The sequence below is a fragment of the Lentzea sp. NPDC036949 genome (assembly GCF_055608075.1).
In genome coordinates this window covers 669,819-683,243 of sequence record NZ_JBVJRA010000001.1, presented here as the reverse complement: position 1 = coordinate 683,243, position 13,425 = coordinate 669,819, and the positions used below count along the sequence as shown (strand labels likewise).

The window sequence follows — 13,425 nt, the reverse complement described above, 5'->3', positions numbered from 1 at the left end:
CCCGGCAGCGGCTCCACACCGATCACAGTGGACGGTGTGGCGGCGGGGTCAGCGCTTCAGCATCCGGGTGAGACCGGCAGCCACGGTCGTCGCCAGCACCCAGCCGGACACGATCAGGCCGGACGCGATCCACATCGACGTGCCGGGCGTCTGCCAGCGGTTCTTGTTGCCGAAGTCCACGATGGGCACGACCAGGTCGATCGTGTAGAGCCACGCGTTCCACGGCAGGTGGTCGTCCTCGTTGATCGGCACCAGCGGGCCCTTGTGCTGGAACCAGATGCTCCCGATCAGCCACGCGGTGATCAGCCACCCCAACGCGCGCGCCGGGCGGTAGCCGTAGCCGACCATCGAGCGCTGCAGGAAGCTCCACAGCAGCACCAGCGGCCCGAAGAACCGCATGCCCTCGGCGACCGCGCGGTACCGCAGGCGCTGCTTCTCGATCAGCACGGTGGAGGCGTGCTCCTCGTTGCCGGCTGCGGTCAGCATCTCCGCGAACTGGTCGTACGGGCGCGGGTGGTAGCTGCGCCGCATCGCGTGCCGCAGCCAGCGCAGCCGCTGCTCGACCTGGGCGTCGTCGCGCAGGTCGATCGGGTGGGCCAGCGAGTCGTAGCGGAAGTCGTCGAGGTCGATGAAACCGGTGGCGTTCCAGAAGTTCTCGTTGTCGTCCAACGAGTTGCAGCGCGCCTGCCGCAGCGTCACGAGACCCTTCGGCGGTGACACCACGTTCAGCATCAGCTCCTGGACCTGCATGCCCATGCCGTTCAACGCGTGGCTGTCGAGCTTGTAGCCGAGCACGCCGCCGTTGAAGTTCGCCATGCGGCCGATCACCGCGCGCCGGCACCGCACCCCGCCGTGCGCCACGAACTCCTTCTCACCGCGCGCGCAGATGAGGTCGCGGCCGATGGTGGCACCGCCGATGTCCAGCGACGGCTTCTCCCGCGGCTGGTGGCGGTACTTGCCCGGCTTGGTCAACCGGCTGCCGCGCAGGTCGAGGTTCGCGCCCACGGTCACGGCGCGCAGCTCCAGCCCGCCGGAGACGTTCGACTCGCGCACCACGAAGTTGCTGCCCACCCGCGTCCGGTTCGCCAGCACGGCGTCCGCGAACGGGTTGTCCACAACGGCGCGTTCCACGGTGATGCTGCCGCGCACGTGCGTGTCGACCATCCGCAGCTGGCCCTGGATGTGCACGCCGCGGCCCACGACGTCACCGCCGATCTCCGCGCCGTCGACGTGCAACGCGCGCCCGGCGCCGGTCGGCTCGGTGCCGACGGCGGGGGGCGACACGGCGTCCAGCACGGCGTCGGCGAACGACAGCGTGCCGCCGATCTTCGCGTTCACCGCGCGGATCGTGCCCGCACTGGTGAAACCGCGGTCGAGCTCGACGTCACCGGACACGTCCACGCGGTCGAGGACCAGCGTCGCCGACGGGTCCGCGTGCGGGTCGGTGGTCTCGTCGAACTCCGCGCCGCGCGACAGCACCGCGCCGCGCAACGACAACGCCGAGCTGATCCGGGCGTTCGCGAGGAACACCACGCCGTGCGAGGTGAACGTGCCGAGGAAGTTGCCGCCGACCTGCACCCCGTTGCCGTTCAACGTGAACCCGTCGGCGTTGCTCAGCACCGCGCTGACGAGGTTGACGTTGCCGCCGATCCGCGCACCGGCGATCCGGATCTCGCCCTCGGTGCGGATGCCGAAGCCGAGCAACGCGCCGGCGAGCGTCACCCGGTCGGCGTGCACGCACAGCCCGCCGGGAACGCTGAACTCGCTGTCGCGCAACAGGACCGAGCCCGCGATGTCGGCGTCGGTCAGGTCGACGAGCCCGCCGACGCGACAGCCGAGCAGCGAGACGTCATTGCTGCTGTGCAGGTTGCGCGCCTGCAGACCGGGCAGGTCGCAGTCGGTGAAGGAGATGCCGGCGAGGTTCGCCTGCCGCAGGTCCGGTGTCGCCTCGAACCGGCAGCGCTCGAACTCCAGCACGTACGGCACCTCGACCGCGCGCAGGTCGAGCACGCCGGTGACGACGTGGTCCACCACGCGGATGACGGGTGGGGTGCTCGGCTTGCGCCGCGGCAACCGCCACCCGCCACCGCCGGTGCTGTTCTCGTTCTCCCCCAGGCCGCGCAGTACGTCAGCCGCAGGGAGCCTCTTCTGCGTGGCCACCGCACCAGTGTGACCGGCCGCGCCGCGTTTCGAGGTCGATCACGGGGAACCGGCGCGGCTACGCGGACGGCCCCTGGTGCGTCGGGTCGAGCACGCGCGACAGGAACGACTTGGTGCGCTCCTCCTGCGGGTTGCCGATCACCTCGGCCGCCGGGCCCGCCTCGACGATGTAGCCGCCGTCCATGAAGATCACCTTGTCGGCGACCTCGCGGGCGAACTGCATCTCGTGCGTGACGACCAGCATGGTCATGCCCTCGTCGGCGAGCTGCCGCATGACGCCGAGCACGTCACCGACGAGCTCGGGGTCGAGCGCGGAGGTCGGCTCGTCGAACAGCATCACCTCGGGGTCCATCGACAGCGCGCGGGCGATCGCCACGCGCTGCTGCTGCCCGCCGGACAGCTCCGCGGGCATGGAGTTGGCCTTCTCCTTGAGCCCCACGCGTTCGAGGTTGCGCAACGCGATCTCGTTCGCCGCCTGCTCGCTGCGCTTGAGCACCTTGCGCTGCGCCACGGTCAGGTTGTTCATGACGTTGAGGTGCGCGAACAGGTTGAAGCCCTGGAAGACCATGCCGATCTTCGTGCGCGCGAGGTCGATGTCGACGTCCGGGTCGGTGAGCTCGACGCCGTTGACGACGATCCGGCCTCCCTGGGGCTCCTCCAGCAGGTTGATGCAGCGCAGCAACGTGGACTTGCCGGAACCGGACGGGCCGATGATGCAGACCACGTCACCGCGGTTGACCTGGAGGTCGATGTTCTTCAGGACCTCGAGCGGGCCGAACGACTTCTTCAGCCCGCTGATCTCGACACTGACGTCGCTCATACGACGGCCACCTTCTTCCCGCCGGAGCGCCGTTCCAGGTACCGCGACAGGTAGCCCAGCGGCAGCGTGATCACCAGGTAGGACAGGCCGACCACGAGGATCGGCGTCAGCGTGGGGCTGCGGCTGAGGAACTCGCGGCCGAACTTGAGCAGCTCGTAGTCGTCGCGCGCCAGGCCGATGACGTAGACCAGCGACGAGTCCTTGGTGAGCAGGATCAGCTCGTTGGTCAGCGGCGGCAGGATGATCCGGAACGCCTGCGGGATCACGATCGTGATCATCGCGCGGCCCCGCGACATGCCCAGCGAGCGCGCGGCCTCGACCTGGCCCTTCGGCACCGCCTGGATGCCGGCGCGGACCGTCTCCGCGATGTAGGCACCGCCGACGAGGCCGAGCGCCATCATCACGATCGAGTAGATGTCGAACTTCAGCTGGAACGCCAGCGGCACCGCGACGGTGAACGCGAGGAACACCAGCAGGGCGGGGACACCGCGGAAGAACTCGATGTAGACGGTGGCGATCCACCGGTACGGTGCCACCGACGAGAGCTTCATCAGTGCCAGCAGCAGGCCGAGCACCAACGCGAGCCCGAACCCGAACAGCGTGTAGATGACGGTGTTCTTGAACGCGACCGTGATGAGCTCGGGGAACATCGCCCCCGCGGTATCCACGTCGAAGAACGTGTGCGCGATCTCCGACCAGTTCGCGGTGAACGCCACCACCAGTGCGACCAGCACCAGCAGGCCGTACTGCGCGTACCTGAAGTATGTGGCGCGCTTTCGCTTGGACAGCGCCATGTGAGGCTCCTAGCGGATCGGTCCGGACGTGAGACGGGGTCGGCAGGTCCTCTGCCGACCCCGTGGGAAGCCGCTTACTTCGACGCCGGCTTCTTGCCGAACCACTTCTCGTAGATCTTGTCGTACTCGCCGCTGCTCTTCGCGTCCTTCAACACCTGGTTGACGACGTCGAGCAGGGCCTTGTTGTCCTTCTTGATGCCGATGCCGTACTTGTCGCCGGTCGGGAACTCCGTCGTCACCTCGGTGTCGGGGAACTCCTTGGCGTAGTCGTACAGCGGGCCGTTGTCGTTGATCGCGGCGTCGACGGACCCGGTGCGGACCGCCGTCTCCTGCAACGTCAGGTCCTCGAACTGCACGACCTCGTAGCCGTACTTCTCCTTGTTCTCGTTCGCGTAGATCTCACCGGTGGTGGACTGCTGCACGCCGAGCTTCTTGCCCTTCAGCGCGGCCAGGTCCTTGTAACCGGTGCCCTTCTTCACGAGCAGGGCCTGCTCGGCGTCGAAGTACGGGTCCGAGAAGTCGAGCGCCTTCTTGCGCTCGTCGGTGATCGTCATCGCCGCGGCGGCGACGTCGCAGTCGCCGACGTTGAGGCTCTGGCCGTTCTGGATGCCCTCGAACGCGGTGTCGAGGATCTCCTGCTGGACGTTCAGCTTCTTGGCCACCAGGTCGACGAGGTCGACGTCGAAGCCGATGGTCTTGTCGCCCTCGCTGTACTGGAAGGGCTTGTACGACAGGTGCGTGCAGGTGACGAGCTTGCCGTCCTTGACGAGCTTCACCCCGCTGTCGCTGCTGGTGCCGCCACCGCTGTTGGTGCTCGTCGCGCAGCCGGTCAGCGCGGTCAGCGCTAGGGCCGCTGCGGGCAGCAGGGCGAGCACGTGCCTGGTTCGACGAGCCACTGCGTCACTCCTCGTAACTGTTGCGGACGAGTGAACGGGATACTGCCACCCGGGTGACGTGGTGGACAGCACGTGCGTGTTACAGGCCACTCCGTTGCAACAATTTTGCGTGACATGGGCAAATCGGCCGCAGGATGTTGCGCAAATTGGCCTAGATCACACAACGTCTGCACGTATTGCACACGAATGGTGACGAACTGCGAGCGCGTCCTTGATCAGGATTTGATCACGGGGACCGCGGGTCGGTCCGGTTCCGCCTCAGCTGCTCCGTTCCGCGAGCAGCCCCGCCACCAGCGCCGTCCACCCCGTCTGGTGCGTCGCCCCGAGCCCTTCGCCCGTGTCGCCGTCGAAGTACTCGCTGAACGTCACGTGCCGCCGCCAAAGGGGTGACTCCGACGCCTCGATCCGCTTGCCGTCCGACGGCCGGCGCCCGTCGTGGTCGGGCAGGAACAGCCCGACCAGCCGGTCGCTCAGCTCGTCCGCGACCTGACCGGCCGTCATCGCCCGCCCGGAGTTCGTCGGCATCTCCACCTGGAACTCGCCGCGGTGGAACGCCTCGACCGTGCGCAGCGCCTCGACCAGCAGGGCGTTCGTGGGCAGCCAGACCGGGCCGCGCCAGTTCGAGTTGCCGCCGAACATCGGGGTGTGCGACTCGCCCGGCTCGTAGCCCATCCGGTGGTCCTGCCCGGCGACCTTGACCTCCAGGCCCTCGCGGTGCGCGGCGCTCAGCGACCGGATGCCGTGCGGCGAGAGGAACTCGTGCTCGTCGAGCATCCGGTGCAGCACCCGCCGCAGCCTGTGCTCGTCCAGCAACGACGCGAACGCGCCGCGCTCGTAGTGGAACGTGATGAACTGCCGCAGCTCCGGCCGCCGCTTGAGCAGGTGCTCCAGGCGTGACGTGAAGCCGTGCAGCTCCTCCAGCACCCACGGTTCCAGCACCGCGGACGCCAGCAGCGGGATCAGGCCCACCATCGACCGCACCCGCACCGGTTCGGACTCCACTGACCCGTCGTGGGCGCGCCGGGAGACCCGGTCGTAGCAGAAGCCGTCCTCGTCGTGCCAGATGCCGCTGCCCGACGACCCGAAGTGCGTGAACGCCTCCGCGATCGACAGGAAGTGCTCGACGAACTTGGTCGCCACGTCCTCGTACGACTCGTCGTCGCGCGCCAGCTCCAGCGCGATCTGCATGAGGTGCAGGCTGTAGGCGGCCATCCACGACGTGGCGTCGGACTGCTCCAGCCGCCACTCGCCGAGCATCGGCTCCGACCGGTTGACCGGGCCGATGTTGTCCATGCCGAGGAAGCCGCCCTCGAACAGGTAGCTGCCGCCGGCGTCCTTGCGGTTGACCCACCAGGAGAAGTTCAGCAGCAGCTTGTGGAAGACCTTGGCGAGGAACCCGCGGTCCCTGCTGCCGTCCGCGCGGTAGACCTGCAGCGCCGCCCACGCGTGCACGGGCGGGTTGACGTCGCCGAACTCCCACTCGTAGGCGGGGATCTGGCCGTTCGGGTGCATCATCCACTCGCGGCAGAACAGCAGCAGCTGCTCCTTCGCGAACGCCGGGTCGACCAGCGTGAACGGGATCGTGTGGAACGCGAGGTCCCACGCCGCGAACCAGGGGTACTCCCACTCGTCCGGCATCGAGATCACGTCGGCCACGTCGAGGTGCCGCCAGTGCACGTTGCGCGCCTCGGGGGTGCGCCGCGAGCTGGGCGCCTCGGGCTTCGTCGGGTCGCCGTCGAGCCAGTCGCGGGTGCGGAAGCGGTAGTGCTGCTTCGTCCACATCAGACCGGCGAGCGCGCGCCGCAGCACGTGCCTCTGCTCAGGCCCCGCCTCGGGCGCGATCGCGTCGTGGAACTCGTCGGCCTCCCGCCTGCGGGCGGCCATGGTCTCGGCGAAGCTCGGCCCGAACGGGTCCACGTGCCCGTCGCCGCCGGTCAGCCGCAGCCGCACCGTCACCGTCTCGCCCGGCTCCACCGGGTCGAACGAGTACCAGGCCGCGAACTTCGTGCCCGCCGCACCGGGGTCGTCCGGCCCCACGACCTGGCAGGCGCTGGTCGAGCCGCGCACCACGTACTCGCAGATGCCGTCCTTGGCCCACGGCGACGGGTTGCGCTCGGCCCCGAAGAGCGCCACCTCGTTGCTCTCGTTGTCCGTCATCAGCAACGACGGCGAGTCGTCCAGGTGCAGCGTGTACCGGCCGAGGTTGCCGTGGTCCGCGGTCACCTTGCGCCCGGTCGTGGTGCTCGCGACCAGCCGGCACGGCCGCCCGTCCCGCCCCCACGCCCAGGTGTTGCGGAACCACAGCTGCGGCAGCAGGTGCAGCGGCGCGTCCTCCGGCCCGCAGTTCGTGGCGCTGATCTCGACGCAGATGTCGTCGGTCTCCGCCTTCGCGTACGTGACCACGACGTCGAAGAACCGGTTCTCGTCGAGCACCCCGGTGTCGGACAGCTCCGGCTCCCGGTTCTCCCGCCCCGCGGTGCGCGCCATCTCCCTGAGCCGCTCGTACGGGTACTCGCGCTGCGGGTAGCGGTAGACCACCTGCATCCAGGAGTGGGTGGGCGTCCCGTCGGTCACCCACCAGTGCTCCTTGACGTCCTCGCCGTGGTTGCCCTCCTCGTTGGCGAGACCGAAGTACCGCTCCTTGAGGATCGGGTCCCTGCCGTTCCACAGCGCCAGGGCGAGGTTGAGGAACCCGTGCACGTCGCAGATGCCCGCGATGCCGTCCTCGCCCCACCGGTAGGCCCGCGAGCGGGCGTGGTCGAACGGGAACGACGCCCAGGCGTCACCGCCGGGCGAGTAGTCCTCGCGGACCGTGCCCCACTGCCGGCCGGAGAGGTACGGCCCCCACAGCCGCCACGGCGAAGTCGGTGTGCCCGACTCCGCGAGACGCGCCCGTTCCGCTTCTTCGCCCATCGGCCCAGTGTGCGTCACGGATTCGGAGGTCCGGTCACCTCCTGGTCAGCGCTGAGTCGTTCCTCACTCGAGCCCTGCCCACAAGTACCTGCGCTTGGGGCTGTTGGGTGCGCCCTCGACCCGCGCCAGACCGGCCTTGACCAACTCGTCCAGTCTGGTCAGCACTGTCTGCCGCGAGTAGCCGGTGGCGGCGGCGAGCTCGGCCGCGCGCGCCACCCCCCTCACGCGGAGTGCGTCGGCAACCTCTGGTCGGGGTTGGTCGACGGTGAACAGATCGGGCGTCTCGGCGGTCACGCCCAGCGAATAGGTCGCGTACCGCCGGCCGCCCGTGCGGACCGCCAGCTCCTTGGTGACCAGGTCGCGGAGCACGGTCGTGGCCTCCGCCCGACTCGCCCCGAACTGCCGGAGGGCCGCGTTGCTGATCGGCCGGCCGTGGAACATGGTGGCGAGTGCGAGCTCGTGCAGCTGGGTGAGTCCCGACTGCCGGAGCCCGGTGAGCCACCGCCGCGTTCTGAGGTCGAGCAGTTCGGACCGGCTGAACTCCACCTCGAACCGGCTCAACGGACTGCGGAAGATCGGTCGCGCCAGTCCCGAGCGCTGCAACTCCCTGATCATCGCGGGGATGCCGGACGCCCTGTTCTCCGCTACGAGCCGATCGCTGCCCGGCAGGAAGGTGTCCGACAGCAGCGAGGCGAGGAACGCGTTGCGCGACGAGCTGACGCCCTCGGCGCCGAGGTCCTCGAGCAGGACCGGACCGAAGAGGCCGCCTGGGCTGCGGACGACCAGCCGGTCCGGGTGCAGCTCGATCTGTACTTGGACACCCCTCGTGCCACCGCTGTAGTCGCGGTGCAGCACGGCGTTGACCACGGCCTCGCGAACCGCTTCCATCGGGTAGTCCGGCATCTCGCGCCTGCCGGAGCCGTCGACGAACGAACGGGTGCGCATGTGGCGGCGCAGCACCGCCATGGTCTCGGCCACCAGCTCGGGTATCGGACCGCGGATCACCGGGTTGTCCGTGAAACGCGCTTCGGTGTCGTCACCGCCGTAGACCACGACCGACACGGTGAGCTGGGGGAAGTACTGCTGCGGGTAGGTGCCGAACGTCAACAGCCCGCCCAGGGACGGGACCAGGTGACCGTTGTCGGCACGGACCAGGACGCGCATGCGCTCCAATGCCGTGACCTCGTCCACGTCGCGGAACGCGCGGGTGGTCTGGCGGACGCGTTCGATCGTGCGACCGAAGGCGACCCGGTCCAGGTCGCCGACGACGGCGTCCGGCACGGCCTCCAGGTCGTAGCGGGGTTGGCCGCGGTTGGCGATCGCCAGACCGATCTCCACCTGCGTCATCCGGCGGTCGCCGTCACCGACGCGGACGTAGGAGCCGGACGCGATGCCCTTCGCCTCGACGTAGCAAGGCCGTTGGTCCGCTGGGAGCGGGTCGATCTCGGCGACCACGACCGGTGCGCCCTCGAAGTCCAGGACGTCCACCGCGATGCGCAGCGGCGGGTGCAGGGAGTCGCTCGCCTGCGAAGCCAGGTCGTCGCGCAACTTGGCCGGAGCCGTGAGCTCAACCGGCCGGAACCCCTCGTTCTCGGCCAAGCCCAGGACGAGGGTGCCGCCGTGGGTGTTGGCGAACGCGGACAGCGTCTCGAGCGTGCTCTTCGGCAGGCCGCCCGCAGCGGCCTTCACCTCGACGTCGGCCATCTCCGCGCCTGCTCGGCGCAGGCGGTCGACGAGTGAGGTCAACGCTGAGGTGTCCACCGGCACCACTCTCTGCTCTCAAGTACTCTCCAACTGAGTGGAGAGTACTTGAGAGTAGTGGGGAGTAGCGGAGGGTTATGACCCCTGTGCCGCGTGCGCGTCCAGCACCAGCGCGACCGCCTCGGTGACCCTGGCCGCGTGCGCCAGGTGCAGCCACTCGTCCGGCACGTGGCAGTTCGAGTCCGGTCCGATCACGCCGGTGACCACGAACTGCGCCTCCGGGTACGCCTCGTGCAGCAGCCCCATGAACGGGATCGAGCCGCCCAGCGACACGGTCCGCCACGGTGCCCCGAAGACGTCCTTGCCCGCCTCGTCGAGCACGGCGGACAGCCACGGGGCCAGCTCGGGCGCGTTCCAGCCGTCGGCGGCCTCGACGCGGGAGAGCTCCACGGTCGCGTTGTAGGGCACGTCGGTGGTGAGCAGCGTGCGCACCGCCTCCAGCGCGGCCGCGGAGGACGCGGTCGGCGGCAGGCGGAACGACAGGACCAGCGAGGTGTACGGGCGCAGCACGTTGCCCGCGTCGTCGGGCAGCGGCAGGCCCTCGGCGCCGGTCACGGACAGGGTGGGCCGCCAACCGGAGTTCAGCGCGAGCTCGACCTCGTCCGGGGACATCGGCCGCAGGTCGCCGACGCGCGGGACCGGGTCCCACAGGGCACCTGGTGCGGCCTCGACGGCCTCGCGGACCTCCGCCAGCCGGTGAGCGGGGATCTCGACGTGCATCTCCGGCACCAGGACCTCGCCGGTCTCGGAGTTCTCGATGCGGTCGAGCAGGGTGCGGGCGATCCGGAACGACGACGGCACGATGCCCGACGCCATGCCGGAGTGCAGGCCGCCCTCCAGCACCCGCACGGTGACCGTGACCTGCACCAACCCGCGCAGCGACGTGGTCAGCCACATGCGGTCGTAGTCGGAGCCGCCCGAGTCGAGGCAGACGACCAGCGACACGCGGCCCAGCCGGTCGGACAGGTGCTCCAGGTACGCCGGCAGATCGGGCGAACCGGACTCCTCGCCGGTCTCCAGCAGCACGACGCAACGGGCGTGCGAACCGCCCGACGCGCGCACGGCCTCGATTGCGGCAACTGCGGCATAACCGGAGTAACCGTCATCGGCAGCGCCGCGCCCGTAGAGACGTCCGTCACGCAGCACAGGGGTCCAGGGGCCGAGTCCTTCGCCCCACCCGCCCACCGGGGGCTGCTTGTCGAGGTGTCCGTAGAGCAACACCGTGTCGTCGCCGGAGTTGCCGGAGGCCGGCACGTCGACCACGAGCAGCGGCGTGCGTCCCGCCAGTTGGACGACCTCCAGGGTCGCGCCGGGGAGGTTTCGCAAGGCGATCCACGCGCGCACGTGGTCGATGGCGGCGGCCAGTTCGCCGTGTTCCTCCCACGCCGGGTCGAAGGCGGGGGAAACGGCAGGCACGGCCACGAGCCGAGACAGGCTCGGGACGATCTCGGAGTCCCAGAGCGTCCGGACGGTGCTGGTCACAACGGAGCGGTCCACCTCTCGATCCTGTCACGACTCCGCCTCTGCCCGCGTCGTCAGACTCTTACCAGGAGGCCCGCACAGAAGTTAACGATCGGTAACCGGGACAGTGGCGTCCGGTAGTCGGACGTCCTACTCGGAGGACAAAAGGTCGAACCTCCGACTGTTGTCGCTGATCAGAACGTTGACTCGTGTGTTACGAAGTGGGACGGGTCTCACCAACTCGGGTGAGGCCGTGTCAGGATGTGGTCGTAAGCCACCGTCACCGTCGACGGCTGCCTCCGGCCCCACAGGGCTGGCGGCGACCGCCGACGTCGCCGCACGAGGTCGTCACGAGCGATCGGGCGGTCGGAGAAGACAGAGGAGAAGGCGCATGTCGTCCCCTGAGCAATGGACGCACCCTGAGCCGGACGCAGCGCCGGCCGCCACTGCCGCGAAACCGACGGCGGAACAGGTGATCGCGGGCTTGCGAGCGACCGACGAGGGCGGCGCCGACCTGGTGCAGCTCCTCACCCCCGAGGGCGAGCGGGTCGAGCACCCCGACTTCGACATCGACATCTCGGCGGAGGAGCTGCGCGGCCTGTACCGCGACATGGTCCTGATCCGCCGCGTCGACCGCGAGGCGAACGCGTTGCAGCGCAAGGGCCAGCTCGGCATCTGGGTGCCGCTGCTGGGCCAGGAGGCCGCGCAGATCGGTGCCGGCCGCGCGATGCGCCCGACCGACATGGCCTTCCCGAGCTACCGCGAGCACGGCATCGCGTGGACCCGCGGGATCAACCCGACGGAGCTGCTCGGCATCTTCCGCGGCACCGACCAGGGCACCTGGGACCCGGTCGAGAAGCGCTTCCACCCGTACACGATCGTCATCGGCAACCAGGTCCTCAACGCGGCCGGGTACGCGATGGGCCAGAAGTTCGACGGCAAGGTCGGCGACGACGAGGGAGAAGCCACCATGTGCTTCTTCGGCGACGGCGCGACCAGCCAGGGTGACGTGCACGAGGGCTTCGTGTGGGCCGCGGTCTACGACGCGCCGCTGGTCTTCTTCTGCCAGAACAACCAGTGGGCCATCTCCGAGCCCACCGAGCGCCAGTCGCGCCTGCCGCTGTACCAGCGCGCCCGCGGCTACGGCTTCCCCGGCATCCGGGTCGACGGCAACGACGTGCTGGCCACGCTCGCCGTGACGAAGTGGGCGCTCGACGAGTGCCGCCACGGCAACGGCCCGATCCTGATCGAGGCGTTCACCTACCGGATGGACGCGCACACCACCTCCGACGACCCGACCCGCTACCGGCTGTCGGACGAGCTGGAGATGTGGAAGCTCAAGGATCCGATCGAGCGGGTCAAGGTCTACCTCGTGAAGCAGCAGTGGGCCGACAGCGCGTTCTTCGAGGGCGTCGAGGCGGATGCCGACAAGCTCGGCGAGGAGCTGCGGGAGTTCTGCACGAACATGCCCGACCCGCCGGCTGAACGGATCTTCAGCAACGTCTACGCGGAGGGGAACCCCAACCTCGACGCGCAGCGCGATGAGTTCCTCGACTACGTCTCGGGTTTTGCTGGAGGTGAGCACTGATGGCTGCTCCGACGATGGACCGCTCCACCGCTGCCGCCCCGGCGACCCCGGTGCAGACGCTCACGATCTCGAAGGCGCTCAACATGGGCCTGCGGGCGGCCATGGAGGCCAACCCCAAGGTCATCATGATGGGCGAGGACATCGGCAAGCTCGGTGGCGTCTTCCGCATCACCGACGGCCTGCAGAAGGACTTCGGTGAGCAGCGCGTGCTGGACACGCCGCTCGCGGAGTCCGGCATCATCGGCACCGCCGTGGGCCTCGCGATCCGCGGCTACCGCCCGGTGTGCGAGATCCAGTTCGACGGCTTCATCTTCCCCGGCTTCGACCAGATCGTGTCGCAGGTCGCGAAGCTGCACTACCGCACGCAGGGCAAGATCAAGATGCCCATCGTGATCCGCGTGCCGTTCGGTGGCGGCATCGGTGCGGTCGAGCACCACTCGGAGTCCCCGGAGTCGTACTTCGCGCACACCGCCGGCCTCAAGGTCGTCTCGTGCTCGAACCCGGCCGACGCGTACTGGATGATCCAGCAGGCGATCGACTGCGACGACCCGGTGCTGTTCTTCGAGCCCAAGCGCCGCTACTACGAGAAGGGCGAGGTCGACACCACGACCCAGCCCGGCAAGCTGTTCGAGTCGCGCGTGCTGCGCTCCGGCACGGACGCCACGCTGGTCGCCTACGGCCCGATGGTCCGCACCTCGCTCGACGCCGCCAACGCGGCCGCCGAGGACGGCACGTCGCTGGAGGTCATCGACCTGCGCACGCTGTCGCCGCTCGACCTGGAGCCGGTGTTCGAGTCGGTGCGCCGCACCGGCCGGCTGGTCGTCGTGTCCGAGGCGCCGTCCGAGTCCTCGATCGCCAGCGAGATTGCGGCCAAGGTCCAGCAGGAGTGCTTCTACTCCCTGCAGGCACCGGTGCTGCGGGTGACCGGTTTCGACACCCCGTACCCGCCGTCGAAGCTCGAGGAGGAGTTCCTCCCCGACCTCGACCGGGTGCTGCACGCCGTCGACCGCTCTCTCGCCTGGTAAGGGGACA

Annotated in this window: 9 protein-coding genes; 2 read left to right on the top strand and 7 right to left on the bottom strand. The window is 69.2% G+C overall.

Annotated features, from left to right (window positions below):
- Nucleotides 1-48: 48 nt before the first annotated feature.
- From ACZ7CD_RS03500 to ACZ7CD_RS03470, 7 genes are all read right to left on the bottom strand, one after another.
- Entirely contained in the window at nt 49-2,160 is a 2,112-nt protein-coding gene (locus ACZ7CD_RS03500; RefSeq protein ID WP_458429891.1) for a pentapeptide repeat-containing protein, read from the bottom strand.
- Between the two features lie 58 nt (nt 2,161-2,218).
- Complete coding sequence (locus ACZ7CD_RS03495; protein ID WP_360394028.1) at nt 2,219-2,980, bottom strand: amino acid ABC transporter ATP-binding protein; 762 nt, start codon at nt 2,978-2,980, stop codon at nt 2,219-2,221.
- Nucleotides 2,977-3,774 carry an amino acid ABC transporter permease gene (locus tag ACZ7CD_RS03490; protein ID WP_360394031.1) on the bottom strand — a complete coding sequence of 266 codons (798 nt, stop codon included), beginning with the start codon at nt 3,772-3,774 and terminating at the stop codon, nt 2,977-2,979. The genes ACZ7CD_RS03495 and ACZ7CD_RS03490 overlap by 4 nt, the downstream gene beginning before the upstream one ends.
- 74 nt (nt 3,775-3,848) lie before the next feature.
- Nucleotides 3,849-4,670, bottom strand: a complete 822-nt coding sequence (locus ACZ7CD_RS03485; RefSeq protein ID WP_360394033.1) for a transporter substrate-binding domain-containing protein — start codon at nt 4,668-4,670, stop codon at nt 3,849-3,851.
- A 258-nt stretch (nt 4,671-4,928) separates the two neighbouring features.
- Nucleotides 4,929-7,583 (bottom strand): MGH1-like glycoside hydrolase domain-containing protein, encoded by a 2,655-nt coding sequence (locus ACZ7CD_RS03480; protein WP_470372934.1) that lies wholly within the window; start codon nt 7,581-7,583, stop codon nt 4,929-4,931.
- A 63-nt stretch (nt 7,584-7,646) separates the two neighbouring features.
- Nucleotides 7,647-9,344, bottom strand: a complete 1,698-nt coding sequence (locus tag ACZ7CD_RS03475) for an ATP-binding protein (RefSeq protein ID WP_360394038.1) — start codon at nt 9,342-9,344, stop codon at nt 7,647-7,649.
- A gap of 75 nt (nt 9,345-9,419) precedes the next feature.
- Complete coding sequence (locus ACZ7CD_RS03470; RefSeq protein WP_470378260.1) at nt 9,420-10,841, bottom strand: M20/M25/M40 family metallo-hydrolase; 1,422 nt, start codon at nt 10,839-10,841, stop codon at nt 9,420-9,422.
- A gap of 355 nt (nt 10,842-11,196) precedes the next feature.
- Here ACZ7CD_RS03470 and pdhA point away from each other — a divergent pair, with 355 nt between their 5' ends.
- Nucleotides 11,197-12,393 carry a pyruvate dehydrogenase (acetyl-transferring) E1 component subunit alpha gene (gene pdhA / locus ACZ7CD_RS03465; RefSeq protein WP_360394044.1) on the top strand — a complete coding sequence of 399 codons (1,197 nt, stop codon included), beginning with the start codon at nt 11,197-11,199 and terminating at the stop codon, nt 12,391-12,393.
- Nucleotides 12,393-13,418 (top strand): alpha-ketoacid dehydrogenase subunit beta, encoded by a 1,026-nt coding sequence (locus tag ACZ7CD_RS03460; protein ID WP_360394047.1) that lies wholly within the window; start codon nt 12,393-12,395, stop codon nt 13,416-13,418. Before pdhA ends, ACZ7CD_RS03460 begins: the two co-directional genes overlap by 1 nt.
- Nucleotides 13,419-13,425: the final 7 nt, after the last annotated feature.

Coding starts and splice junctions, on each gene's coding strand:
- ACZ7CD_RS03495 (WP_360394028.1), bottom strand. CDS start 2,980: ATGAGCGACGTCAGTGTCGAGATCAGCGGGCTGAAGAAGTCGTTCGGC.
- ACZ7CD_RS03490 (WP_360394031.1), bottom strand. CDS start 3,774: ATGGCGCTGTCCAAGCGAAAGCGCGCCACATACTTCAGGTACGCGCAG.
- ACZ7CD_RS03480 (WP_470372934.1), bottom strand. CDS start 7,583: ATGGGCGAAGAAGCGGAACGGGCGCGTCTCGCGGAGTCGGGCACACCG.
- pdhA (WP_360394044.1), top strand. CDS start 11,197: ATGTCGTCCCCTGAGCAATGGACGCACCCTGAGCCGGACGCAGCGCCG.
- ACZ7CD_RS03460 (WP_360394047.1), top strand. CDS start 12,393: ATGGCTGCTCCGACGATGGACCGCTCCACCGCTGCCGCCCCGGCGACC.